The organism is Halomonas sp. CSM-2, assembly GCF_002119345.1.
Taxonomy (GTDB): domain Bacteria; phylum Pseudomonadota; class Gammaproteobacteria; order Pseudomonadales; family Halomonadaceae; genus Vreelandella; species Vreelandella janggokensis.
In genome coordinates this window covers 81943-108140 of record NZ_NBYR01000011.1, presented here as the reverse complement: position 1 = coordinate 108140, position 26198 = coordinate 81943, and the positions used below count along the sequence as shown (strand labels likewise).

At 57.2% G+C, this 26198-nt stretch carries 21 protein-coding genes; 12 read left to right on the top strand and 9 right to left on the bottom strand.

Features of this window, described 5'->3' with window-relative positions:
- Window positions 1–27: 27 nt before the first annotated feature.
- From B7L15_RS11205 to B7L15_RS11195, 3 genes are read right to left on the bottom strand one after another with little or no spacing between them, the layout of a single operon-like run.
- The gene (locus tag B7L15_RS11205; RefSeq protein WP_085919060.1) at window positions 28–2088 is read right to left on the bottom strand and encodes a DNA-binding protein; all 2061 of its coding nucleotides are present in this window, start codon (window positions 2086–2088) and stop codon (window positions 28–30) included.
- A complete protein-coding gene (locus tag B7L15_RS11200; protein ID WP_085919059.1) occupies window positions 2085–2522 on the bottom strand; it encodes a hypothetical protein in 438 nt (145 codons plus the stop codon). Before B7L15_RS11200 ends, B7L15_RS11205 begins: the two co-directional genes overlap by 4 nt.
- A 2-nt stretch (window positions 2523–2524) precedes the next feature.
- Window positions 2525–2878, bottom strand: a complete 354-nt coding sequence (locus B7L15_RS11195) for a helix-turn-helix domain-containing protein (protein ID WP_176243671.1) — start codon at window positions 2876–2878, stop codon at window positions 2525–2527.
- A 169-nt stretch (window positions 2879–3047) separates the two neighbouring features.
- On the opposite strand from B7L15_RS11195, the gene B7L15_RS11190 reads away from it, so the two are divergent.
- Complete coding sequence (locus B7L15_RS11190) at window positions 3048–3707, top strand: helix-turn-helix domain-containing protein (protein ID WP_085919057.1); 660 nt, start codon at window positions 3048–3050, stop codon at window positions 3705–3707.
- Window positions 3708–4221: 514 nt separating this feature from the next.
- Here B7L15_RS11190 and B7L15_RS11185 read toward each other — a convergent pair.
- The 3 genes from B7L15_RS11185 to B7L15_RS11175 are packed head-to-tail and all read right to left on the bottom strand — an operon-like array spanning window position 4222 to window position 8566.
- Entirely contained in the window at window positions 4222–5358 is a 1137-nt protein-coding gene (locus B7L15_RS11185) for a lipocalin-like domain-containing protein (protein ID WP_085919056.1), read from the bottom strand.
- On the bottom strand, window positions 5355–7904 hold the full coding sequence (locus tag B7L15_RS11180; protein WP_176243670.1) for an ABC transporter permease: 2550 nt from the start codon (window positions 7902–7904) through the stop codon (window positions 5355–5357). The genes B7L15_RS11185 and B7L15_RS11180 overlap by 4 nt, the downstream gene beginning before the upstream one ends.
- Entirely contained in the window at window positions 7901–8566 is a 666-nt protein-coding gene (locus B7L15_RS11175) for an ABC transporter ATP-binding protein (protein ID WP_085919055.1), read from the bottom strand. The genes B7L15_RS11180 and B7L15_RS11175 overlap by 4 nt, the downstream gene beginning before the upstream one ends.
- Window positions 8567–8899: 333 nt before the next feature.
- Between B7L15_RS11175 and thpD the strand changes: the two genes are divergently transcribed.
- On the top strand, window positions 8900–9895 hold the full coding sequence (gene thpD, locus B7L15_RS11170) for an ectoine hydroxylase (RefSeq protein ID WP_085919054.1): 996 nt from the start codon (window positions 8900–8902) through the stop codon (window positions 9893–9895).
- A 96-nt stretch (window positions 9896–9991) separates the two neighbouring features.
- The gene (locus B7L15_RS11165; RefSeq protein WP_085919053.1) at window positions 9992–10657 is read left to right on the top strand and encodes a fumarylacetoacetate hydrolase family protein; all 666 of its coding nucleotides are present in this window, start codon (window positions 9992–9994) and stop codon (window positions 10655–10657) included.
- 69 nt (window positions 10658–10726) lie between these two features.
- On the opposite strand, the gene speA is transcribed toward B7L15_RS11165, so the two are convergent.
- Both speA and B7L15_RS11155 read right to left on the bottom strand, forming a co-directional pair.
- Window positions 10727–12643 carry a biosynthetic arginine decarboxylase gene (gene speA, locus B7L15_RS11160; RefSeq protein WP_085919052.1) on the bottom strand — a complete coding sequence of 639 codons (1917 nt, stop codon included), beginning with the start codon at window positions 12641–12643 and terminating at the stop codon, window positions 10727–10729.
- On the bottom strand, window positions 12640–13599 hold the full coding sequence (locus B7L15_RS11155) for a homoserine kinase (protein ID WP_085919124.1): 960 nt from the start codon (window positions 13597–13599) through the stop codon (window positions 12640–12642). The genes speA and B7L15_RS11155 overlap by 4 nt, the downstream gene beginning before the upstream one ends.
- A 172-nt stretch (window positions 13600–13771) precedes the next feature.
- Between B7L15_RS11155 and polA the strand changes: the two genes are divergently transcribed.
- A complete protein-coding gene (polA, locus tag B7L15_RS11150; RefSeq protein WP_085919051.1) occupies window positions 13772–16537 on the top strand; it encodes a DNA polymerase I in 2766 nt (921 codons plus the stop codon).
- Between the two features lie 60 nt (window positions 16538–16597).
- On the opposite strand, the gene B7L15_RS11145 is transcribed toward polA, so the two are convergent.
- Entirely contained in the window at window positions 16598–17116 is a 519-nt protein-coding gene (locus tag B7L15_RS11145; RefSeq protein WP_085919050.1) for an Hcp family type VI secretion system effector, read from the bottom strand.
- Window positions 17117–17680: 564 nt separating this feature from the next.
- On the opposite strand from B7L15_RS11145, the gene tssB reads away from it, so the two are divergent.
- Genes tssB through tssK form a run of 8 tightly spaced genes read left to right on the top strand, consistent with a single transcriptional unit; the run spans window position 17681 to window position 26196 of the window.
- On the top strand, window positions 17681–18190 hold the full coding sequence (tssB, locus tag B7L15_RS11140) for a type VI secretion system contractile sheath small subunit (protein WP_085919123.1): 510 nt from the start codon (window positions 17681–17683) through the stop codon (window positions 18188–18190).
- A 56-nt stretch (window positions 18191–18246) separates the two neighbouring features.
- Entirely contained in the window at window positions 18247–19731 is a 1485-nt protein-coding gene (tssC, locus tag B7L15_RS11135; RefSeq protein ID WP_085919049.1) for a type VI secretion system contractile sheath large subunit, read from the top strand.
- 16 nt (window positions 19732–19747) lie between these two features.
- A complete protein-coding gene (gene tssE / locus B7L15_RS11130; RefSeq protein ID WP_085919048.1) occupies window positions 19748–20179 on the top strand; it encodes a type VI secretion system baseplate subunit TssE in 432 nt (143 codons plus the stop codon).
- A 17-nt stretch (window positions 20180–20196) separates the two neighbouring features.
- Window positions 20197–21960 carry a type VI secretion system baseplate subunit TssF gene (gene tssF, locus B7L15_RS11125; protein WP_085919047.1) on the top strand — a complete coding sequence of 588 codons (1764 nt, stop codon included), beginning with the start codon at window positions 20197–20199 and terminating at the stop codon, window positions 21958–21960.
- Window positions 21924–22946: a type VI secretion system baseplate subunit TssG gene (gene tssG, locus B7L15_RS11120; protein WP_085919046.1), complete on the top strand. Its 1023-nt coding sequence runs from the start codon at window positions 21924–21926 to the stop codon at window positions 22944–22946. Before tssF ends, tssG begins: the two co-directional genes overlap by 37 nt.
- Before the next feature lie 3 nt (window positions 22947–22949).
- Window positions 22950–24326, top strand: a complete 1377-nt coding sequence (gene tagH, locus B7L15_RS11115; protein ID WP_085919045.1) for a type VI secretion system-associated FHA domain protein TagH — start codon at window positions 22950–22952, stop codon at window positions 24324–24326.
- Entirely contained in the window at window positions 24323–24862 is a 540-nt protein-coding gene (gene tssJ / locus B7L15_RS11110) for a type VI secretion system lipoprotein TssJ (protein WP_085919044.1), read from the top strand. Before tagH ends, tssJ begins: the two co-directional genes overlap by 4 nt.
- Window positions 24862–26196 carry a type VI secretion system baseplate subunit TssK gene (gene tssK / locus B7L15_RS11105; protein ID WP_085919043.1) on the top strand — a complete coding sequence of 445 codons (1335 nt, stop codon included), beginning with the start codon at window positions 24862–24864 and terminating at the stop codon, window positions 26194–26196. The genes tssJ and tssK overlap by 1 nt, the downstream gene beginning before the upstream one ends.
- The last annotated feature ends 2 nt before the right edge of the window (window positions 26197–26198 follow it).

Genomic DNA, 26198 nt, shown 5'->3' with positions numbered 1-26198 from the left:
CAAGGTTGGGGTGTCATGGGCCGTGGTTCAGACGGCCCGGCGGTTGCGGGTGGGTTGCCGCCCACCCGCATCCACTTCTGCATCCATCACTTTGGCGATGGCTTTCAAATCTCTGTGGTGCTGATAACGCTCATGCCATTCACGGGCGGCTTCGGGCACTTCCTCACCTTTCTGCAACTGTCCATCCAGCTTCTTCCAAAGCCGGTACCGCTCCATTTTGTTGTTGGGTATCTGAAAGCGAGTGCCTTCATCTGCCAGTTGCTTGGCGTAGGCGCGGCCTTCGGCTGCCTGCTTTTCATCCGAGTAGCTGGCGGCGGGGGTAATCGCGCGGATCTCGACGTCGCCGCCGGTGATGGTTTTGGCTTTCTGTGCCAGGCGGTTGAGCTGACCTTTTTCACGCTTCTCGGCGGCGCGCTGGATCATGCTTGCAGGCATTGCGGGGGTGGCGTTGCCGTCTAGCTGGGCATCGCCCAGGTGTTCGCCTTCCAGGGTGTAGACGCCGACACTGCCTGTGTCGCGGTAGTCCCAGGCAACGCGGATCTCTTCGCCGTGGAAGTCGCGCAGGGCGTCCATAAAGTAGGTGCCGCCGTTGATGCGCACTTCGCCGCGATTGGTTTTGCGTACCTCTTGCGGGCGCATGAGCGAGGCGACCACATCACTAGGCGCGGTCAGCGCTTCAAAGCCTTCGGCCTCGGCGTTCTTCCAGGCTTCCATCGGGCTTTGGTGGCGTAGCCTGCCGCTGTCCAGGTCGCGAATTTTGGTAAGGCCCGAGTGCGGGCGGTGGTTATAGACGTCCAGGGCGTCGTTGAGCCGGTCGAAAAACTCCTGGAACGTGGGAATCAGCGCGGGCTTGAGGCCTTGTTTGATGTCGCGGCGGCTCAGCTTGTGCGCTTTAGTGGCGGCTTCTTTATCCATGTCCGCGCCGATATAGCTGTCCATGGTTTTAGCCAACCGCACCAAGATGGTTTTGTGCGGCCGCTCAATGACGCCGCGCCCTTGGGAGTTGTACGGCAGCGAGTGGGTGATGGTGCCGCCCAGGCGGTCGACGACTTCATAAACTGTGGCGTTGTCAAAGCCTGAGCCGTTATCGACGTAGAACAGATTGAACATGCCCGCGCGGCTAACGGCATCGCGCAACGCATCCAGCGTGGCCACAGTCGACTCGGCAAGGTTGAGGGCGAAGCCAACGATCCGGCGCGTTGCCCAGTCGATAATCAACGTGATTTCGGGCCGGAAGGCTTGGCCGGTTAGCGGGTTGATCACCTCGGCGTCGAATGTATGGCCATCGGCCACCCATACGTCGTTGGGCCATAGGCCATCTGTTTTACGCCGCTTAAAGGGCTGCAACGCTTTCAGCTCATGCGCGCCCATACGGCCACGTTCGCGCGCTTCCGGGCTGAGCTTGGCAAGCCACCGGCGCACCTGGTGGATAGACGGATGCGGCGGCGGAGTCTGCTCGACCAGCATTTGGTAGGCCGCTTCTACGCTTGGTTTCTGCGGTTTCTGGTAACGCTTGAGAAAATCACCCGCCCAGGGCGGCATGCTCATATCTGCCTGGCGGCGCTTGGGTGCCAGGCCACGCTCGCCGTGCTTTTTAAAGTCAGCGATCCAGCGTTTTAACGTGCGCTCGCTGAGGTTGCGGGTAGCGGTTTTTCGGTCGTTGGCCAGCACCACGCGCTGCTTTAGGTATGGCGTTAGATCGTCCTCTTTTGCGTGGGCGACTAACGTTTCGATGGCGCGCTGCTGGCTGACCATCCGGCTCATGCGCTCGATCTCGCGCACGAAGGCCACGCGGGCGCTCATTACCTGGCGCTGTGCGTCGGTCAGCTGCTGCTGCCCTGGGCGCGGGTCTTCAGGTGTTGAACCCACGGTGCTGGCGGGTGCGGGCTCGGCGTTCTCCGCCTGTGCCAAAAGCAACGCGTTCTGGGTTTCGATAGGCAGCACGGCGAAGGCGTATTCGTAACCGCCACCGCGACCCATGCGTTTTTGAGCTTCCCAACCTTGCGATGTGGCTTTACGGATAACACCGCTGACGGATTGAGGCATGCCAGGCAGCCCTGCCAGCTCTTTAGCGGAGTACCAGTTCATTGGTCATCCCCCATCAGCCGCTTGAGTTCCTTCATTTCACCTTTGAGCTTTTCGAGCATCTGCTGGCGTTTGCCGTACTCGGCGGCCAGCGCTTCACGGCCATAAGCCACGCGGCCACCCCGTAGGTGAACGATCCAGTCAGTAAAGGCGTGGCTCTGACAGACCTCTTCCAGCAGCGGAATGCGGTAGAAAGGAATGTTGTGGTCGCAGCGCCCTGGCGAGCTCCAGGCATCCAGCATGTGCTTGGAGACGTCGTCGCCAGACAGGCGGCTCATCTGTGCAGCCACTTCGTAGCGGTCGACGGGGCAATCCTTCAGTACGACCCCGACAAGCTCGCTAACCTGGCTTGCGTAGTTGCCACTGCCCGGCAAAGGCACCACGGGGGCAGGCACTTCGAAGATGTCTAATGTTTGGGTATCTTTGACGCGCCTCATGGCTATGCCTCCCGCACCATTTGACGATGCGTCGACACGTTAGAAGCGCTATCCTTGTCGCATAAACGTTTGTGCGGCTTTGCGACAGTAAGCTTTTCAGCACGATTGGGGCGCTCACGGCATGGGGTGCCGTCGTGGTTCCAGCGCTCTGGCCAAACAGCATGGGGGCTAAGCCCAAGCTTTTTGGCGATAGCGCGTTCCATGCGTGGGTAGGGTGTGTACTTCACCATTTGCACTGCATTGCCGGTGACGCCCAGCTCATCGCTTAGCTTGCGCAAGCTCGAACCCTGGCTGCGGAGCTGGTACTTCAGCCACTCCCAGCGCTGGGTAGGATTAGAAGGAATTTGTTGGTTCATGGCGTCACCTCGGTGGCGTTTTTTTGGGGTGTCTAACCTGTCGTTCCCCATAAACATATCGCCACGAACGTGCGCAGTCAAGCACGTTTGTGTTGGTCAAAGTTCAAAAGCGCGCTCTATTCGTAAAACAAAATAATTATTTCTTTTATATCAAACGGTTAATGGAACTATGACGCAGCAGTCCTTAAATGAAAGCGACGCAAAAGTTGAAGCTCTGAACATTGACGAGTTCAGTAAGCGCGTAGTCGTGGCGATAGAAAAGGCTGGTGGTGCTACGAAAATGGCAGAAAAGGCGGGCGTATCTGGCTCAGTGCTACGAAAGTGGCGCTCCGGGAGCTCAGAGCCATCCAGGGTGAACCTCATTAAGCTTGCTGATGCGGCTGGTGTTTCCGTTGAGTGGCTTGCAACAGGTAAGGAGCCAAGGCCAATCGAGGGGAAAGAGGAAGGTTGGTGGACCTCCTACTTTGAAAGATCCAAAGCCAACGGCGGTGAAGAGCCTTCAGTGAACGAAGCGGGGCGAGGCAAAGGGGAATCCATCTTTGAGGCGCACATGGCGCGGAAGGAGAAGGCGGAGAAGGAGTATTGGCAGCAGTCGTTACCCGCAAGCTTCTACGCCCGCCTGGTGCCCACGCTCAACAAGCACTCATCGGATGCGAAGACGATAGAGAAGCTCCTGGATCGTGTGATCTCGATGGTGATGGTGCTTACCGTTGACCTGAAAACGTGGCCCGAGCATATATCCGACGAACATCTTGAACAGCTAGTGGCGATTGCGGCAGCTGCCATCCAGCAAGATGACAAGGCCCGTGCGAACGATGCGTGGTTTTAAAGGGCTTTAGCCTGTGGTTGGCCATAGAGAAAAAGAACAACATTGGCTTCAATGTTAGCATCCCTTTCTCTTTCAAGTTCTTCCTCTGTTGTTCGCTTCTTTTGTTCTTATTTTCAGCCACTTATTTGGCTTTTTAATTTTTCGTTCCACTTTCGTCTTCGTTCCGATTCCCCTGAAAAGAAACGGCCCTCCGCGTTCAGTGAAGCCAATGGTCGAATCTCCATAGGAACAGATGCTTGCATGCATGGCAGCCCGCTAAATGGCTCATTCTTGGCGGTGCCAAAACATGCGCAAAAAAACGCCGCTCCACGTAGGAACGGCGTTTTTCCGATTTGCGCGCCTTTGGCACTGCTGGTGTCTAATCTGCTGGCGCTATATACTGGCTTCCTGTTCGTAACCTTCTGAATCTACGCCGCTAAATTTCGCCGCTCATCCCTGTTTATCCCGCTTTGCTTTTTATAGTCCCACATTAGACCGTTGTGCCATATCTCCTGCTAACCCACAGTTGGTGTGATCAATACCCGGTCATCTCCAAATAGCCGACACCAACATTTTCCTGCGTTTCTGCCTGGCGAATCACGACATCGCCTTCCCAGTAGGGTACCGAAGTGGGCATCCAGCGATTGGGGTGGCGTGCCTCTACGATAAGTTGTAACCCAGCATCGGGCAGCGTGAGCGACCAGCGTGTGGGGACATCTCGGTTGGCGACAGACTGCATTTCCAGTGGCGTTAACGAGACGCTATCAGGCCCGATGATTTGGGTTTGTCCGTCCGCTGAGAGCAAATGCGCGAATAGATAGTCACCCCCTTCCGAGCCGCCGCCTCTTAACCGGTAGGCCATCAGCTTACGCCCATCGTCCAGATGCAGCGAAAACCAGTCCCAGCCGGTTTGTTCCGGGGTGAGCAGTTGGCTGCTCCATTCGCGGTCCAGCCAGCCTTGGCCGCTGACCTCGCGGGTTTCACCGTTGAGCGTGACACGGCCGGTGATGCTTAGGAACGGCTGGCTGTAGTAGCGCGACCCCTGGCCCTCGACGGTTTTCGCATTAAACCCATTCTCTCCGTGCCAGATCAATGGGCCTTGAGCGCTGAGGTTAAGCGTGTAACCAGAACGCTCAGCACCCTCACCGCTGTAGGCCTGTAGGGTAAAATCCTCAAAGTTGGCGTCTGACGGGCTTTCGAGTGACCAGTCATCAATCCAGGCCTGAAACGGCGCCGCTTCGACGCCCGCTTGCCCATTGGTGTGTTCACTGTGGCTGCGCGCAAAGCGCTCGGCGGCAACGTGCGTTTCTCCCCGGGAAATCCCCAGGTGCGCCATCCACACCTGGTCGGCTGCCCATGGCGACGGCTCAGGGCGCTCGTCAGGGGGTGTCAGCGCCTGGCGAAACAGCGTCCATTGAAGACCGAGCGGCTCGCCCTTGTCGTCTTCAAGGTTGGCGGTCAGGTACCACCATTCGATGCGGTAGTCGGGGTGCGACCCGTGATCCTGGGGGAAGCTCAATGGCGTGGACGCATCCGCCTGAGCAAATTCCTCCGCGTTTTCACCCAGACCCGCAAACCCCTGGGGCGCCGCATCGGAAGGGGATTCCTGGCAGCCGATGAGGGTGGCACATGCCATCGCCACGAGCGCAGTCGATAACCGAAAATAATTCATGTGGCCCCCTGGTTTAGCATCGCCTGGGGAGAGGTACGCCACAGCTGAATTGATGGCAGGGCGGCGGCGGCCAAGGCCACGCCCAACGCGGTGATCAGCGTGATGAGTATGTCCCATGGGAAAAGGTAGAGCGGTAGCCGCCAGCCAAATGCCGCAACGTTGATGATTGCCACGAGCGTCCAGGTGATGGCAATGCCCAGCGGAATCGCCACCACCCCGGTAAACAGTGCCAGCCCGCCGAGTTGAAAAAGCGGCAGGAAGGTCAGCGTTTTGCGCGGCACGCCGAGTGCCCATAGCGAAGCCAGCTGGCGCCGTCGTTCTCGCGCCTGGGCCAGCAACGTGGCGAGCAGCGCTAATGCCGCCACGCCCAGGGTGAGACCGTTCAATGCGCGGGTGATGGTAAAGGTGCGTTCGAAAATTTGCGTCGCCAGCCGTTTGATTTCCTGTTGATCGACCATCGCCTCCGTGGATACGTCAAAGCGATCAGTCATTGCCTGTCGCAATGCCTGGCGGTCGGCGCGGTCGTTGACCACCAGCCCTATCGAGGCAACTTCGCCACCGAAGCGCTGAATCAGCACTTCGGTGGGTACCAGGATCTGCTGGCGTGGGTTGCCGTAGTCAGGGTAAACCGCGGCAATCTCAAATGGCCTCGCCCCTTGCGGGGTATCCAGCGTGACCGCGTCACCCGGTACGAGTTGTTGTGCCACGGCCATCTGCTCGTTGATAAACACGCTATTCGCCGATAACGCTGCCCATGCAGTGGGTCTTCCTTCGGTTGTATCAAGCAGCGGCCAGCGGTCGGTGATGGTGGGTGCAGGGGTAATGCCGAACAGCGCAATGCGCTTGCGGGTACCCCGTTCTTGTGCGTCGTCCATCGCCAGCAGGTCGACGCTGCCGCGAGCGGTGGGCAGTGTTTCAGCAACGTCAGGTCGCGCATCGAGCCAATCCAGCATGGGTGCCAAGGTCGATGGCGAGGCATTGACATATAACGGGGCGGCCAACCGTTGGTCCAGCCAGTCCAGGAAGGTAAGGCGAAAGCCACCGACCATGCTGCTGACGCCCAGGTTGGTGGCAAGCGCAATCAGCAACGCCATCATGGCCAGGGAAAGTCGCGGCAGCTGTAGCTGAATATCGGCGACCGCCCAGTGGGCAAGCGGGTGACGGCGGAGCCATCGCTGCAGGAGATGGAGCACCCCATTTATCAGCGGCGGCAGGCATAGCGCGCTGCTCAGCAGTAGCGCGGCAACAAACCCAAAGCTTATCTGCACACCCTGGCCGGGCGGCAGTAGACTAAGCCACAGTACTAACCCCAAGGCGAGAACGGCCACCGCGGCGGCACCCAGTGTCATGCGTTTTAGCTGGCGCTGGTAGGCTAGTCGCCATGCCTGGGATTGGCCCAGTGCCAACACATTGAGGCGAGCCGCCCGCCAAAGCACACCGCTGCCCGCCAGCAGCAGGCCGCCGAAGGTAATCGCCAGGCTGCCCACCCAGTAGTGCCACGGCAGCACCAGGCTGCGATTGACGTCGGCTTGATAAAGTGACGACAGCGTCGTGGCGACATCAGGGAGTAGCTGGCCTGCCAGCCAAATGCCGCTGGCGAGCCCAAGCGCTGCGCCCAGGACGCCGAATACCAGCAATTCAAGCAGAATGGCCATGACGAGCGTGGCGGCGGGGACGCCCAGAGCGCGCAGCGTTCTTAGTGTGGTGAGGCGCTGTTCCATGGCAAGTCCCAGTGCGGCCTGGACGATAAACAGGCCGACGACTAATGACAGCAGTGCCAGGGCGGTGAGGTTGAGATGGAAGCTTTCGGTGAGCTGCTCTGGGGATGCCAGTGTAGCGGCGCGGGTGAGCCGATAGCCTTCGGGCGCTGTGGATAGCGCACCCGGGGCGGTGACCAGTTGGCTCAAGGTGTTATCGCGATCTAGCAAGAGGGCGGCTGCGGCGATGTCCATCACCAGGGTGTTCGGCGGAAGGTCGGTGCGCAGCGCCAGTGGCGGAAGGCGCTGGCCGCTATCTTCAATACTATCTCCAGCTCTGTCTTCAGCACTATCTCCAGCTCTGTCTCCAGCACTATCGACAGCAGGTGTCATGCCTGGCGACTGCTGTCGAGCAAGCCCCAGCAAGTCGAGCGTGTCGGGAGCGAGCCGGGTTTGCCAGGGTGGCGTGATAAAGGCCGTTAACGCGGCACCGCTGGCGCCCAGCGTGTTGCTGCTTGGCAAGGTGAGCGGCTCAATGCCGACGATGGTCAGGCGTTCCCCATCGATTTCCAGGGTGCCTTCCAGCATCGGAGAGACGGGGAAGCCTTCTCGACGCAGTCTCAGGTAGTCCTCGCGGGTGAGTGGCTGGCCATCGCGCCGCGACAGCTCGTCAAGGTTGGCACTGAACAGTGCATTGGCACGGGCATAGCTGTCCTTGGCGGTGGCGTTAACGGCCTGGACGCTGCTCCACAGGGCGCTTGCGACCCACAGACCCAGCAATAGCATGGCTAGCTGCCCTGGATGGCGCCGGTAGTGGGCCAGTAATGTCGCCAGCACGCGCAGGATCATGAAGCGTTATCCTCCAGGCGCCCCAGGTGGAGGTGTACCAGGCGGTCGAGCGGTGCCGCGACGCGAGCGCTGTGCGTCACCATCAATAACGCACAGTGCGTCTCTTTCACCAGATCGAGCAATAGCCCGAGGACCGTATCCGCGCTTTGCTCGTCCAGGTTGCCGGTGGGCTCATCCGCTAGCAACAGGCGGGGACGAGCGGCCAGCGCGCGACCAATCGCCAGACGCTGCTGTTGGCCACCCGACAGCTGCTCGGGATAGTAGGTCTCGCGACCGGAAAGCCCCAGACGCGCCATCAGGTGGGCAGTCCATTCTGCGTCCTCGCGGCCCGCCAGGCGCGCCTGGAGTCGCAGGTTATCGATGACGCTCAGGCTGGGCACCAGATGGAACTGCTGAAACACGAGCCCCAGCGACTGGCGACGCAGTCTGGCGCGAGCAGGCTCATCCAGGGAGGAGAGCGCATGACCGTCAATGCAGATCTCGCCGTCACTGGGCAGATCCAGGCCTGCCGCCAAATGCAGCAGCGTGGATTTGCCACTGCCCGATTCGCCCATCAAGGCCAGGCTATCGCCCTGTTGGAGCGTCAGGTTGATACCGTTGAGGACTGGCAATGTCCCCTGCGGGGTGCTGAAGGTTTTGTGTACCTGATGCAGGACCAGCATGGGGTCTCCTGTTGCCCGCAAAACGATGGGTTATAAAGTATACAGACATTTTACTTGTAGTTTATATGGTATCGATTTTGTAATGGATAGGCTGAAAACTACCGGTGCGTGTGGGGGTGGTAGGTACTGTCTTGAATGGGCTGAATCGGACTGTATACACTGTAAGACCTTCCCTGGATGTACAGGCGCAAAAGAGTGAATTTTTTTCACGTAACCCATGTTATGGGGTGCGCATGTACGACTTGCAGGGAAGCTGAGGTTGTCTACCTTGTGCACTGCAAGATGAGTTACCTGAAATTGATCTGAAATTTAATCATACAAGGAGTGGATTAGATGACAGTCAGCAACACACCTCTCAATGTTGTTAACACACACAAGCAATATAGCGAAATGACAGACATGCCGTCTGCTCAGTTTTCGATGGTCAAGGATCCCTATCCATCGCGGCTGGCTAACGCCCCAGCGTCACTCTGGCAACCGCGCCAGGAGTCAGTGGTGAAAGGTCGGCACTTGTCTGGCCCTCTCAGCCAGGCGCAACTCGACGAGTTCGAACGCAAAGGGTTTCTGTTTATCCCTGATCTGATCGTCGGTTCAGAGCTTGATGAGCTGCGTCGGGAGTTGCGGGCACTAATGAATCATGATGCCTATCGGGATAAACCGTATAGCGTTACCGAGCCGGAAAGTCAGGAGATCCGTTCGCTGTTTGCCGTGCATCTTCTCTCGCAGCGCATGGGTGAGCTCGCCCGGGATGAGCGCCTGGCGGGGGCTGCGCGGCAACTGATCGGCGCCGAGCCCTATGTGCATCAGTCGCGCATCAATTATAAGCCTGGGTTTGCCGGCAAAGGTTTCAACTGGCACTCCGACTTTGAAACCTGGCACGCTGAAGACGGGATGCCCAATATGCATGCCGTGAGCGCCTCACTGATTCTGACAGAAAACCACGAATTTAATGGCCCTTTGATGTTGATCCCAGGGTCGCACAAGAAATTCGTGCCGTGTCTGGGGGAAACGCCAGGAGACAACTACAAAAGCTCACTTAAAGCGCAGGAAGTTGGCGTGCCAAGCAAAGAAGCACTGACGGAACTGGTCGCCGAGCATGGGATTGAGGCGCCCAAGGGTCAGGCAGGTGGCTTGTTGCTGTTTGACTGCAACACGCTGCATGCTTCCAATGCCAACCTGTCGCCAGATCCGCGCAGCAACGTTTTTTTTGTGTTTAACCGTCCGGATAACCGTTGCCGCGAGCCTTATGCAGCACCAGCATCGCGTCCTGGCTTTCTTGCCCACGAACCTGATGACGACGTCCAGTCGTTAACAGCGCCATCCCGGTAAATTAACCCGGTAACCACTCAGGTGTGGAACAATCGCATGGCTGGGGTAGACTGGTGCGCTTGCTACTGTGTGTGCATCATAAGGAGTCACCCCATCATGCGTTTTGTTCCCCAATTTACCGATGGTCAAGCGTTTCCCTACGAGCTGGGCAAGGTTGTGTGTGTTGGGCGCAACTATGCTGACCACGCTAAAGAGCTGGATAATCCGGTTCCCACCCAGCCACTGCTGTTTATCAAACCGGCGACCAGCGTCGTGGATATTCAGCAGCCGTTGTCACCTCCCTTTCAACGTGGCGATGTTCACTACGAGACTGAACTGGCCCTGTTAGTCGGCAAAACCATCAGTGATGCGACGCCGGATGAAGCCAGTGCAGCGATTGTCGGGCTGGGGCTGGCGCTTGATTTAACGCTGCGCGATGTTCAAACCGAACTGAAAGACAAAGGACATCCCTGGGAGGTTGCCAAGGCATTTGACGGTGCCTGCCCGCTGTCGCCGTTTCTACCATTGAGCCGCGAACCAAATTGGAACGCGCTGTCCTTCAAGCTGGAGATTGACGGTGAAGAACGCCAGCACGGTGAGGGGGCGGACATGATTTTCACCATCCCTACCCTGGTCGCAGAGATGAGCCGTCATTTCACCCTGGAAGCAGGAGACGTCATTTTAACCGGGACGCCCTCGGGAGTGGGTGAGCTGCCACGTGGCGCCACGCTGCACATGACGCTGACCGGTGGTTTGGATATTACCACCAGCGTGGTTGAGTGAGCCGCTGACAGTAAAAGGCCACCGACAGCGTCGGTGGCCTTAGTTTTGACAAAGGCGGGTAAGCCAACGCTATTCCAGGTAGGTGTAGCCTTCCAATCCGTCGCTCAAGCTGGCGGCAAAACGTGCCTGCTCGCTGGCGGAAAAACCACTGGTAGCCAACTGTTCAGTGAGCTTTTGCTTCAATACCCGGGCATCGAAGTTCACGTAGGCGAGCACCTCCGCCACCGTATCCCCGGCCTGAGCATTGGACAGCTGCCACTCACCGTCGGGGCCCAGAGCCGCATCCACTGAGTCGGTATCGCCGAAAAGGTTGTGCAAGTCACCGAGAATTTCCTGATAAGCCCCCACCAGGAAAAAGCCCAGCCAGCGCTCATCCTCGGTTGCCCACTCAGGAATCGGCAAGGTGCTTTCAACGCCCTGGCCGTCTACATAGCTATCGATGCGGCCATCGGAGTCGCAGGTGATGTCCTGGATAATCGCTCGACGCGTCGGAGGTTGATCCAGCCCGCTTAACGGCAGTACCGGGAAAATCTGCTCTATGCCCCAGACATCGGGCACTGACTGGAACAGCGAGAAGTTGACGAAGAGCTTGTCGGCCAGCTTCTCCGCGAGCTCATCCATGATGTCGCGATGCGCCCGGTTGCGCGTATCCAGTTGGCTGCGCAGTCTTGCGCACGCGGCCATATACAGGCGCTCGCCTTCGGCGCGGGCATTGATATCGCTGAGCCCCAGCACGAAGCGGTCCTGTAATTCGCTGACCGCCTGGAACAAATCATGCCACGCCTCGACCAGCACGCGAGGTTCCTGGGGTTCTGCCAACTGCTCAAAGACGCGCCATAACGCGGCTACTTGCAGATCATCCTGTTGGGAACGCTCGGGCGGCGTGTCGTCGATACGCTCATCGCCAATCACATTGGTAATCAGCACGGCATGATGGGCGGTTAGTGCCCGGCCGGACTCGCTGATCAGGTGCGGCTGGGGCAGCTTGGCATCCTGGCAGAGCTGGGCAAAGGCACTGACCACGTTGCGGGCATACTCGCGCATTGAATAGTTGGCCGAGCAGTCGCTGCGCGACCGGGTGCCTTCATAATCGATACCCAGGCCACCGCCCACATCGACGGTATCAATCGGGGCGCCCAGGGTAATCAGGTTTTGATAGAAGCGGGCACACTCACGCAGACCACGCTGAATATCGCGGATATTGGCAATCTGAGAACCCAGATGGAAGTGCACAAGCTGCAGGCTATCGAGGGCTTTCTGAGTACGCAGAGTCTCCACGACGGACAGAATCTGGCTGGCGGTAAGGCCAAACTTGGATTTTTCGCCGCCGGTATTTTGCCACTTGCCTTTGCCGACGGAAGCAAGCCGAGCGCGCAAGCCGATACGCGGCGTCACGTCCAGCTCACGAGCCTCTTCAAGAATGACGTCGAGCTCTGAGAGTTTTTCGACTACCAGGTAAACCCGGTGGCCGAGTTTCTCGCCCAGCAATGCCAGGCGGATGTACTCACGATCTTTATAGCCGTTACACACGATCAGCGAAGAGCCGCCCTCCGAGAGGGCAAGCACTGCCAGCAATTCGGGCTTGCTGCCGGCTTCCAGGCCGACACGACCGCGGCCGCGTTCGGCGGTGGCCAGGATTTCCTCCACCACGCGTCGTTGCTGGTTGACCTTGATAGGGTAAACCGCCGTATAGCCGCCCGCATAGTCGAGCTCTTGCATGGCGACGTCAAAAGCGCCGCAAAGTTGCTCAACGCGATCGTGAAGGATGTCGCTGAAACGCACCAGTACCGGTAGGCGTAACCCGGTTTTCTGAAGTTGGCGCACGAGGCTACTCAGCGGCAGTGCCGGCCCCTCGGCCGCGTTGCCTAATGGCCTCACCAGTGCCTGGCCCTGGTCATCCACATCGAAGTAGCCACTCCCCCACTGGTCAATGTTCCAGGTGCGACGAGCACGCTGGGCTGAACGGGTGGTGGACGCTTCGCTCATGAAGATGCCTCGGGTAGTGGTAATGCACCATGGGTGATGCGCGCTTTCAGGATGGTTCGGAAACGGTCGGGGTCATGGGGGGTCAAGTCGTGGGCGGGTGGGTCCACGTAAACCACCAGCAGGCGCGAGAGCCAGTAGCGCAGCGCTGTCATGCGCAGCATGGTCGGCCACAGTGCTTGCTCATCCGCCGTTAATGGACGGCGGGCCTGATACGCACTAAGGATGGCCGCATAGCGTTCGCTGTTCAGCGTACCGTCCCCATTGGAAGCCCAGTCGTTAATGACAATGGCGAGGTCAAACAGCAAGTCACCGGTGCAGCCATTGTAAAAGTCGATAATGCCGCCAAGCTCGTCGCCTTCAAACAGCGTGTTGTCGCGGAAAAGGTCGCCATGAAGCGCGCCCTGGGGCAACTCATCGTGTTGGGCGAAGGCACTTTCGAAGTCATCGACCTCGTCTTTCATCAGCGTCTGGTCATCAGGACTCAGGTAAGTCAGCACCCTGTGATGCATGGCATGTAGCCAATGCAGGTCCCGCGGATTGGGGCGATGCCCGGGGAAGTGCTTTGACACCACGTGCATTCGCCCAAGGGTATCGCCCAGCGCAAGGCATTGGGCCAGATTGGGTGCCTCTGGGTGACGACCCCGCAAGCGCGGAAACATTAGCGCGGGCTTGCCGGCCAAGCTGTGAAGCGCAACGCCATCGCGGTCGTGAACGGTGCCGGGGACGGGCAGACGGTGCTCATCCAGGTAGTCCAATAACTCGACAAAAAACGGCAGCTCGGCATGCTCGCCCTGTTCGAACAGGGTCAATACCAGTTCGCGATGGTCGGTGGTCACAAAGAACGTCGAATTTTCTGTGCCCGCCGCGACGCCCTGAAGGGAAACGAAGCTGCCAACATCAAATTTTTCTAAAAACGTAGCGACCTGTGCGTCGCTAAGCGGAGTGAATACAGCCATGAGAATCTCGCCCAGGTTGCTAAGCCCATTATTGTAGCGGCTTGATGCATCAGTTGGCAGCGTTGTGTCATGTTGAATAACACATGCCATCATCTTGGGTCTGCAGTGTTGGCGCCGAACGCGTATCATGGAAAGTCGATGTCTTACTGTTTGCCAACAATGGAATTTGGTTATGGCCCGTGCTCCGATCGTGCTTGTCGATGGCTCCTCTTACCTGTACCGCGCGTTTCATGCGCTGCCGCCGCTAACCACCTCCAATGGCCAGCCTACGGGCGCCGTGAAGGGGGTGCTGAACATGCTCAAACGGCTGATCAAGGATTATCCCGAAAGCCCCATGGCCGTCGTTTTTGACGCGCCGGGTAAGACCTTTCGCGATGACCTGTACAGCGACTACAAGGCCCATCGGCCGCCGATGCCCGACGACCTGCGCAGTCAGGTCAAGCCACTGCACGAGTGCGTGAAAGCTCTCGGCCTGCCGCTGCTGTGTATTGAAGGTGTTGAAGCTGACGACGTGATTGGCACCCTGGCCCACCATGCCACTCAGGCAGGGCGCGACGCGGTGATCTCTACTGGCGATAAGGACATGGCTCAACTGGTCAATGCCCATATCACGCTGGTCAATACCATGAAGGATGAGACGCTGGATGAGGCAGGCGTTGAGCAGAAATTCGGTCTGCCGCCAGCATTGGTCATCGATTTTCTCGCCTTGATGGGCGACAAGGTCGATAACATTCCCGGCGTGCCAGGGGTCGGGGAAAAAACTGCCATTGGCTTGCTTCAGGGCATGGGCGGGGGGTTGGATACCATTTATGGAGATCTGGACCGGGTTAAAACCTTGTCATTCCGGGGTGCCAAAACGTTGCCCAAAAAACTGGAAGAACACCGTGAGCAGGCGTTTCTTTCTTATCAACTTGCTACCATCAAGATCGATTGTGAGTTGCCCGTGGGGCTGGACGACCTGGACATCGCACACCCAGATCGTGAAGCGCTGGTAGAGCTCTACAAAGAGATGGAGTTCAAGCAGTGGCTGGGTGAGCTTCTTGAAGGCCAGGACGAAGGCGTTGATGACGTCAAGAGCGGCGAGCCCGCGCCCGCAAGCGCCGCCGATGATAGCGTTGCCGCCCCCTGCGAACGACGCGATCATGTGATCGTAGAGCAAAGTGAGCTGGATACGTGGCTGGAACGCTTGCATAACGCTGAGCGCTTCTGCTTCGACCTGGAAACCACCAGCCTCAACTACATGGACGCCGAAATTGTCGGCATTGGCCTGGCGCTTGAGGCTGGTGAAGCCGCCTATATTCCTGTGGCCCATGATTACCTGGATGCCCCGGCGCAGCTTGACCGCAAAGCGGTATTGACCGCGCTGAAACCGCTGTTGGAAGACATCCATAAAACCAAAATTGGCCAGAACCTCAAGTACGATATTTCCGTGCTGGCCAACTATGATATTGCCGTGGCGGGACCGCTGGCTGACACCATGCTGGCCTCCTACGTGCTGAATTCTACCGCCACGCGACACGACATGGACTCCCTGGCGCTGAAGTATCTGGGTGAAAGCACCATTTCGTTTGAAGACATCGCTGGTAAAGGCGCCAAACAGTTGACCTTCAATCAGGTCGCTCTGGAGCAGGCGGCCCCGTACGCCTGTGAAGACGTGGATATTACCCTGCGGTTGCAGGAAACCCTGCGCCCTCAGGTCGAGCGCAAAGGCCGCCTCGCTGAGGTACTGGATCATCTGGAGCTACCGCTGGTGAGCGTGCTATCGCGCATCGAGCGCAATGGCGTGGCGTTGGATGCAGAACGCCTTCATGAGCACAGCCAGCAGTTGGAAACCCGCATCCGTGAGCTGGAAAGCCAGGCGTATGAACTGGCTGGGCGCGAATTCAATCTGGGTTCACCCAAGCAGTTGGGGCAGATTCTGTTTGAAGAACAGAAAATTCCGGTCCTCAAAAAGACCCCCAAAGGTGCTCCTTCGACCGCAGAAGCGGTGCTGGAAGAGCTGGCGCTGGATTACCCGCTGCCCAAGGTGATTATGCAGCACCGTGGGCTTGCCAAGCTGAAGTCCACTTACACCGACAAGCTACCGCGTCTTTTGAACAAAGCCACCGGACGCGTACACACCAGCTACCATCAGGCGGTCACGGCTACAGGTCGGCTGTCATCGTCCGACCCCAACCTGCAGAACATCCCCATCCGCACCGAAGAAGGCCGCAAGATTCGCCAGGCGTTTGTGGCTCGTCCCGGTTACCGTATTGTGGCGGCCGACTACTCACAGATCGAGCTGCGCATCATGGCGCACCTGTCGGAAGACAAGGGCCTGCTTGAAGCCTTTGCCGAAGGGCGCGATATCCACACGGCCACCGCGGCGGAGGTGTTTGGTACGTCGCTTGAGAACGTCTCCGGCGATCAGCGGCGTAGTGCCAAGGCCATCAACTTTGGCTTGATCTACGGCATGAGTGCCTGGGGCCTGTCGCGCCAGCTGCACATCGAGCGTAACCAGGCGCAAACCTATATCGACCGCTACTTTGATCGCTACCCAGGGGTGGCGCGCTACATGGATCGTATTCGCAGTCAGGCGGCAGAGGACGGCTATGTGGAAACCGTAAGAGGGCGCCGTCTCTACTTACCGGAAATCCACTCGCAAAACCGTAACCGTCGGCAGGGGGCCGAGCGTACCGCGATCAACGCGCCCATGCAGGGCACCGCGGCAGATATCATCAAGCAGGCGATGATCGATGTGGATGCCTGGCTTGCAGAGGGCGAGTTTGACGCGCTAATGGTCATGCAGGTGCACGACGAGCTGGTGTTTGAAGTCGCCGAGGACCAGGTGAAGGCCTTCATTGAAGAGGTGCAGACGCGCATGCAGGGCGCCGTCAAACTGAGTGTGCCCCTCATTGTGGAAGCCGAAAGCGGTAACAACTGGGATGAGGCTCACTGAGGCGGTTGAGCTATCGATATGAACCCATGCGTCGCCTGAAGGCGACGCATGGTGAAGAGATTAACTCTCGATGGGTGCGCGCCAGTCGTCAGAGCCTGATGTGCCTGCGACGGTATGCTCCCAATCAATCTTGCGGTAAGACAGGGATACGTCCATCAACTGAGTAAACTCAGACTTGGTAACGTCTTGGGCGTGCGGCATGCGCAGATTGATATCCACAATGGTGGCGTCGGTTAGTGCCGTAGTAAAGAAATGCTCTTGCTTGCCTTCAACCGACGTGCGGTACCACTTGAGCTCGACGTTGGGCAGCATTTCGCCTGATGCCAGCGCGTTATACATCAACGGAACGGCCTTGTTCAGCGCCACGGTAAACACAAAGGGTTTGTGGGCGCGCTGACCGGAAGGCTGGCCAGATTGTGGATCGGTGGGAACCGTTACCACATGCTTGAATTCCTGCACCAGCATTTCATCTTCGTGACCCTCGACATAAATGTTGCCGACCGAGTCCGGTGTGAATGCGCCTGCCGTAATGTTGCCCTGAGACTGTCCTTCGATGCTGATATAACATGGAGTTGGCATAAAACTGCTCCTAGACGGAATAAATAAAAGAAAAACCCAGTGTGGGTGCTATAAGACAGCAACTATCGTGCCTAAACTATATTTTTGTTGTATTTCATATATTTATTTTAATATATATGTAAGGCTATTTTAAATTAGGCAATTTTTTGCCTGGTTTTAAGCAAGTCTTTGCTTCCTCTGGCGGTATCTTGCTCGGTCTTTCCTTGGTGCTTTTTTGTTGTGTTATTTGTTTCTAATTAGCGATCAGATTGAGCTTTACGCGATAAAAGATAAGTTGGTTTGTAAGAAAAAGCGGTTCATTTTTATAAGAGATTGCCGATTCGTTTGTAAGATATTTCTTACATGGAAATTTCGGCTTGGTGTTTTAAAGTCAAATTAGAGGCTAAAAGCGTCGAAGTTCGGTAAAAACAATCAATGTTTGTAATCCTGCTAAGCAAAGGTGGCTTGTCGTTACCTAGTCCCCGGGTTGGCGGGTAGTTGCTAAGTTCGCTACATTCCCGGGATTGATAACCATTCACAGTTGTAGGAAGCCTTTTGCTGGGCTTCGGGGCAGAGCGAACCACCATGGCTAAACAAGGCACCGTCGCGCCAAAAGAGCGCATCAATATCAAGTATGTACCGGCGACAGGTGACCAGCAGGCGGAGACTGAGTTGCCGCTTAAGCTGCTGGTTGTGGGCGATTTTAAAGGCAACGAGGAAGAAGCGCCGATAGAAGAGCGTCAAGCCGTTTCTGTTGATAAAAACAACTTTCAGTCAGTCATGCGCGAAGCGGGACTCACCTTGCAGGCGTCGGTGCCTAACCGTCTGGCCGAAGAGAGCGAAGAGCCGGGCGACATGGCGGTGGACCTGTCCTTCAAATCGCTCAGCGATTTCTCCCCTGATTCGATCGCCAAGCAGGTGCCTGAATTGCGCCAGCTGGTCGAGTTGCGTGAAGCTCTGGTGGCCTTGAAAGGGCCGCTGGGCAATGTCCCCGCCTTCCGTGATCGTTTGCAAAAGTTGTTGGAAAGCGATGAGGCCCGACAGCAACTGCTGGATGAGCTGGCGCTGCTCGATACCCAGGGCAAGGGTGAGTAGCGCATTAGTCAGGTGGATTTTTCAAGCGTGCGTTTCAGCGAATTCGGGGCGGAATGATGAGTAAAGCAGCAAAGCAGCAGACAACGACGGCAGAGACAGAGTCAGAGGATGTTTCGCTTCTCGATCAGGTGATGGCCCAAACCCGCATGGCGCCAGCCGATGAGGGGTATGACGTCGCCAAGCAGGGTGTTGCAGCGTTTATATCAGAGTTGCTTAAAGGCAGTGAAACAACACCCAGTGTCAATAAGTCGCTGGTCGATAACATGATCGTTGAGCTGGATCGCAAGATCAGCCATCAAGTTGATGAAATTTTGCATGAGCCTGGATTCCAGCAGTTGGAATCGGCGTGGCGCGGCCTGAAACTGCTTGTTGACCGGACTGACTTTCGTGAAAACATTAAGCTTGATGTGTTGCACGCCACCAAGCAAGAGCTGCTGGAAGACTTCGAGTTCGCGCCCGAAATCAGTCAGAGCGGCCTCTACCACCATGTGTACAACGCCGGTTATGGCCAGTTTGGTGGCGAGCCGGTAGCGGGGATTATCGGGCATTACGATTTTTCGCCGTCCACCCCTGACATGAAGTTGCTGCAGCACACTGCCGCGGTGGGTGCCATGGCGCACGCCCCCTTTATGTCATCGGTGGCACCGTCATTCTTCGGTATTGAAAGCTTTGAAGAACTGCCGAACATTAAAGATTTCAAAGCCATCTTTGAAGGCCCCAAATATGCGCGCTGGCGCAGCTTGCGTGAGTCTGAAGATGCGCGGTATCTAGGGTTGACGGCGCCACGCTTCCTGTTGCGTACGCCTTACGATCCCGTTGAAAACCCTGTTAAAACATTTAATTACCGGGAAACGGTAAGTGAAGACCATGATCATTACCTGTGGGGTAATACCGCCTACCTACTTGCCGAGCGCTTGACTGACAGCTTCGCTAAATACCGTTGGTGCCCCAATATCATTGGCCCGCAAAGTGGAGGAGCCGTCGAAAACCTCCCGGTTCACACCTATGAAGCATTTGGTCAACTGCAGGCCAAAATCCCCACGGAAGTGCTGATCACGGATCGGCGTGAATTTGAAATGGCTGAAGAGGGTTTTATTTCGCTGACCATGCGAAAAGGTAGCGACAATGCAGCTTTCTTCTCGGCGAATTCTGTGCAAAAGCCCAAGGTGTTCCCTAATACCGCCGAAGGCAAAGAGGCAGAAACCAACTTCAAGTTAGGCACTCAGCTGCCTTACATGTTCATTATCAACCGCCTGGCACACTACGTGAAGGTGCTTCAGCGCGAGCAGATCGGCTCCTGGAAAGAGCGTCAGGACCTTGAGCGTGAGCTCAACACCTGGATTCGCCAGTACGTCGCTGACCAAGAGAACCCGCCGGCTGATGTGCGTAGTCGGCGCCCGCTCCGTGCGGCCTCTATTCAGGTGTCAGATGTAGAGGGCGATCCGGGCTGGTATCAGGTCTCAATGGCGGTTCGGCCGCATTTTAAATACATGGGAGCTAACTTCGAGCTATCACTCGTCGGGCGTCTCGACAAGGAATAATAGGGACGGCAGGTCGATGGCAGCTAACAGCAACGGGGTATTAGGCACTCGCTTGTTCGAGCGCCTTGCTGCACCTCATCAACCGGTGAGGCAAGAAGAAAATGATCGGCTTGAAGATGTCGTTGAGTCGATCAAGCGCCATCTGGTGGAGTTGCTGAACAGTCATCCTGGAAACTGCACCTGCGCACCGGAATTGGGGCTGCTGGATTTTAACGATGCCACGATCGGCGTACTCGATCTGGAGCTCAGCGTCCAGCAGGCGATCCGGCAATGCATTGAGCACTTTGAACCGCGGGTAAAGCGCGTGGATGTTGAGGCGTTGCCCAGTGCAGGCGATCCATTGCAACTGCGTTTTCAAGTCCATGCCACCGTTGCGCTTGGGAAGGCGAGTGCCCAAACCACCATCGATCTGTTGCTTAACAACAAGCGTTATCAGTGTCTCAACTGATGGGCTGAGGGGCACGCATGCTCAATCGCTATTATCGAGATGAACTCAACTTTCTGAAGCGTCAGGGACGGGAGTTTGCACAAGCAAATCCAGGCCTGAGTCGCTTCCTGTCTGAGCGCAGTACCGACCCGGATGTCGAGCGCCTGCTGGAAGGGTTTGCCTTTTTAACCGGTCGTATGCGTGAGAAAGTGGAAGACGAGTTTCCTGAGCTCACCCATTCGCTTATCAGCATGCTGTGGCCGAACTACCTGCGGCCCGTACCCAGCATGACGGTCGTGCAATTTACCCCAGCGTGGCATGCGTTAAGCCATCAGCAGCCCGTTGCAAGAGGCACATCACTTGCCAGTACGCCCGTGGAAAAGACCGCCTGTTTATTCCGCACTTGTCACGATGTAACGCTATACCCGCTAGCTCATAGTGGTGTGAGCGCGCGCCATACCCGTGAAACCTCGGTGGTCGAGCTGGCGATGGATGTGCATAGCGACCAGCCGATGGACGCCATGGGGATTGAGTCGTTGCGGCTGCATCTGGGCGGCGATGCCTATACGGCAAGAACGTTGTACCTATGGCTTAATCACTACCTGACCCGCGTCGAGCTGGACGTTGACGGCTGGCAGCAATCCCTGCCCACCAATGCACTTCAAGCGGTAGGTTTTGAGCGCGATCAGGCGCTATTGCCTTACCCCCGTAATGTGCATCAGGGCTACCGAATTTTACAAGAGTACCTCTGCTTTCCCGAGGCGTTTCATTTTTTCGATGTCACAAGGCTGAACCAGTACTTACCGTCAAAACCCGCGGAAAGGGTCACGTTGCGCTTTGAGTTTTCTCGCACTCTGCCGACGGATGTGCGGGTTCAGGATGAGCACCTGGCGCTTTATTGCACGCCCGCGATTAACTTGTTCAGCCACGATGCCGAGCCGATCGACCTGAGCGGTGAGCATAGCGAGTATCGCCTGCGGCCCAGTACACGCTCACCGTCACATTATGAAGTGTTCAGCGTCGACAATGTTCACGGTTGGGTAGGGCGAGCAGAGACAGACCGGCAGGGCGAGCCTCGGCGTTACGTTCCCTTTGAAAGTTTTCAGCATCAAATTGAGCGCGACCGGGGGCGTGAAGCCCTCTATTACCGTTTACGAGTGCGTGACAGCCTGCGTAGTGATGGCTTTGACCACGATATTGCCTTTATGCGGGGCGACGAGCAGGCACACCTTGAAAGCCGTGAAACAATCTCATTGCAGCTGACTTGCAGCAATCGTGAATTGCCAGAGCAACTGACGGTGGGTGATGTTTGCGTGCCAACTGAGAACAGCCCTGCCTATGCCGACTTTCGCAATATCACCCGGCCGACGCCCGTGCTGCGACCCGCACTGGATGATGGGCTGCTCTGGATGCTGATCTCCAACCTGTCCCTCAACTACCTCTCGTTACTGGAGCGTGATGCCCTGTGTTCAGTGCTGCGAGCTTATGACTTTCGCGCGCTTGTCGATCGTCAAGCAGAACGCATCGCGCAAAAAAGATGGGCAGGCATCGTGGATATCGAAACACAGTCGGTTGATCGACTGCGCAAAGGCATGCCCATACGTGGCCTTCGCTCAGTGATGACGTTGGACCAGGACGCCTTTGGTGATGAAGGCAGTTTGTACCTGTTTGGCAGTGTGTTGGCGCGGTTTTTCTCTCTTTACGCCAGCATCAACTCTTTTCATGAGTTGCATGTTGTTAATCGACATAACCAAGAGCGCTACACATGGAGTTTACAGGCGGGGCAGCAGCCCCTGATGTAGCGCTAACGCCTCTCATTAAGGAGGCAAGACGTTACGAGTTTTTCCAGTTGGTTGAGCTCCTGCACCGTCATCATGGCGATGATTTAGAGCAGGGGCCTGGCGGTAGCGTGCCCTCACTGCAGCGCGTCCGCTTCAAGGCATCGGCTTCACTGGGCTTCCCCGGTAGCGATGTGCTGACCCTGGCGATGAACGAAAGTGGCCAGTACGAGATGAAGGTCAGCTTTATGGGGCTGCAGGGCGCCCAGTCACCGCTCCCGAGCTATTACCTTGAAGCGCTGGCCCATGAGTCAGCGCATCAGGAAGGGGCGGCAGGCGATTTTCTGGATTTTTTTAATCATCGCCTGCTGACCCTGATGCACCGTAATTGGCGTAAATACCGCCACTACGTGCGTTACCAGGATGATGCCAAGGACGGGTTTTCAGCGGCGATTTTTGCGTTGGTGGGACTAGCCGACGGTGATCTGCGCGGCGAGACGCCGATCAACTGGAGCAAGATGCTGGCCTACGCAGGTCTGCTGGCGGGCCGCTCGCGCTCTCCCGACGTGGTATGCGGCATTGTCGGTCATTGTTTTGACCTGGATCAGGTAGAGGTTGATGAGTGGGTGTTGCGTTGGGTCGACATACCCCCCGACCAACGAAGCCGCGCGGGCCTTGCCGGTATGACCTTGGGCGAGGACGTGGTGGCCGGGGAGCGTGTTGTCGACGTCAAGGGCAAATTCGCGCTTTGCTTGCGGGGCTTGAGCCTCTCTCGTTTTAGAGACTTTTTGCCCGATGGTGAGGAGCATAATTCACTGAAAACACTGGTGAGTTTTGTGCTGCGTGAGCCGCTGGCCTATGACCTTGAACTTGAACTGTTGCCCAGCGCTGTCAAACCCATGCGTCTGGGGGATGGTAGTTCGTGTCAGCTTGGCTGGACCACCTTTGTCGACCCAGAAAGCGTTGATAACCCAAGTCGTCGCCGCGTGCGCATCCAAATGACGAGTTAAACCATGAATGCCATTCAGACCGATGCCATCACCTTGGTGGTTGTCAACAGTGAAGCGCTCGAAGGGCGCTCGACGAGCAGTTTCGTCTTCCGTGGCGGCGGTGGCACCTTGGGCAGCGGCACGCACGATAACTGGCTACTGCAAGACCATAGAGGGCGTATTCGGCCCGGCCACGCCGACATTACCAGAATTGACGGGAAATTTTGCCTCATCGATAGCAGTGGGCAAACCTTCATCAACCGCTCGACCTTGCCTTTGGGGCGTGGCCGGAAAGCAGCACTGCGTGACGGTGACGAGCTGCTGATCGGTGAGTACCGCTTGAAAGTGCATCTTGGCGATCGTCAGTCCTGGCAGCCTGGCGCGCACTCGCTCGCGACTCTGGTTGACGAGGAGCACGAAGACGTCACCGTCCATGGGTATGCGTCGCCGGTGGGGAGCCACGGTCCCAGTCGTGAGCAACCACAACGCGAAGATCCTATTGAAGCGCTGGGCGGTGTCATCCCTGGATCGTTGCAGCACGACCCGATGGTGGCACTGGAAGACGATGCTCCCAGACCGGCCATGTTGGAATCGGTCGATACACTGCCCGTTTCCCAGCGCCATGAATATCAGCAATGGGCTCAACAAGAGCGCCGCCACGAAGCGGTGAGCCTGCCAGACATACCCTCTCTTAACGGCCAAAAAACGCACAGGAGCAATAACATGGATGAGCGGCAATTAGATGACCTGGAACGCTCGGTGGGTGAGCAATTGGAAGACCGTTGGCAAAAACCGACGACGCGCTCGCTAAGCCATGTTGGTGCTGACCCATTGCTGCGGGGATTGGGGATTGACCTGCCTTTTCGGGACAGTGAAGAGCAACAAGCTTTCCTGGAAGAAGCCGGCCAAACCCTGCGTGCTGCCATCGACGGGCTGCGGGTATTACAACAGACCCAAAATGACAGTAAGTACCCGCTACGTGACCGGCGCCTGCAACCGATCGAAGACAATCCGCTGCGATTAGGGCAGTCATTCGAGGAAACGGCTGAAACCATGCTGTCGGCGTCCCGCAGTCCAGTACACCTATCAGCTCCGGAAGCCGTGGCCGAGAGTCTGCGTCACCAAGGCCAGCATCAAGCGGCGGTCGAAGACGCCATTGGCCACGCATTGAGCGCCATTCTGGACGCCTTTTCCCCCGAGGCGTTGCTTAAACGCTTTCATGCCTATCGCGGCGCCGGAAATCGTATCGATAACGAAAGTGGCTGGGCGTGGGAAATGTATGACCACTATTACCGAGAACTGAATTCTGACCGGCAGCAAGGGTTTCAAAAGCTGTTTTGGGAAGTGTTTGAGCAAGCCTACGACCAGTCTGTGCGTCGCCAGCAGCGGGAGGACGCATGATTGCGCCTGGTATCGCAAGGCTTGTCGGACTGCTCTGCCTCACCTTGCTGCTGACAAGCTGCGCGTCGACTCGGGAAGCTACCAGTAAAGCCTGGCAGGTCATGAAGGACCCCGACATCCCGGTGGGTTATCCCGGTGATCAGCCTACCAAGGTTGACCTCAGCATGCTGGCGGAACCTGACGTGAACCCTAACGTGGAAGGCGAGGGGACACCGCTTCGCTTTCAAGTCCTGCAGTTGAAAGATGATTCAATGCTAATGGCAGCGGATTTAGGTCAGCTGGAAAGCGACCTGGAAGAAACCCTTGGCACGAATTACCTGGCCCACGACGACTTTACGTTGCTGCCGGAGCAGTGGAAGTTCTACGCGCCCTTCGAGGTTGATGAAAACACTCGCTATATCGGGCTGATTGCGTATTACGCCTCTCCCAATGAGGCGGAATGGAAGAAGGTCGTCAAGGTGAAAAGCCGTGGCGAGCACTATCACCTGCTGGTTCACCTCCGTGACAGCGAAGTTGAGTTAAGGAAGGAGGGATAATGGCCAGCCGGAATCGTGTGGTGTGGAGCGAGGGCTTATTCATTAAGCCTCAGCACTTCCAGCAACAGCAGCGCAGCCTGGAAGGGATGTTGGATACGCGCTTAAAGGGGGTAAGCCATTATTTATACGGCTTTCTCTCGCTGGAACTCAATAATGAATTCCTCAGTTTTGGCCGCATCGCCATCAGTCGGGCAAGTGGCGTCATGCCCGACGGCGTGGCGTTTCACCTGCCAGGCGATGACGTTGAGCCCGCGCCGCTGGAAATTAGTGACGCCAGTATTACCAATCAGGTCGTGTACCTAGGCTTGCCGCTGGCAACCGATGGTATTGGCGAAGTGCGTTGGCCTGAAGACAACTTGCCGGCGCGCTACCGGTTATTGTCGCGCAGCGTGCGTGATCTTCACTCACAGGAGGGCGTGTCCACCGATATCAATGTCGCTCGGGTGTCGCCCCGCTTGCTGCTCGAACGCGATGACCGTAGCGGCTACGCCTGCCTCGCCGTTGCGCGCATTGTAGAGCGTCGCCCTGACGGCAGCCTGGTGCTTGATGAGCAGTTCTTGCCAACGCTGCTCAATGTGCAAGCGGCACCTGGGTTGCAGCGCTTTGTGGGCGAGATGGCCGGGTTGATGCGTGAGCGCGCGCGTAACATTGCCCAGCGCCTGTCAACCCCGCATCAGGCGGGCGTCGCTGACGTCTCCGATTTTATGTTGCTGCAACTGCTTAACCGCGCCCAGCCGCGTTTTCAGCACCTCGCTCGGTTGGGTCAACTGCACCCTGAGCGACTTTACGACACCATGCATGAAGTGGCCTGTGAACTTGTCACCTTCACTGACGAATCACGGCTGCCCCCAGAGTGTCCTGCCTACGACCACGATCACCCGGAAGGCGCCTTTCATCCGTTGATGAAAATGCTTCGCCAGGCGCTGTCGACGGTGCTCGAACCCCGTGCCGTGGCTATCCAGCTGCAGACACGACGCTATGGCCTGCTAGTGGCGCCGCTGTCTGACCTTAGCCTGATCGAATCTGCGGAATTCATCCTCGCCGTGCGCGCCGACATGCCCAATGAACGGCTACGCAAGCTGTTTTTACAGCAAACCAAGGTGGCGAGCGTCGAGCGAATCCGCGATCTCATCAGCCTTCAGCTACCCGGCATTCCGCTTGAGCCGTTACCGGTGGCTCCCCGCGAACTGCCCTATCACGCTGGCTATAGCTATTTCCAGCTCGACCGCCAAAGCGAGGCGTGGGGCATGCTCAACGGTGCCAGCGGCTTTGCTTTTCACGTCGCCGGTGAATTTCCAGGGCTGGAAATGCAGTTCTGGGCTATCAGGAGTTAAAC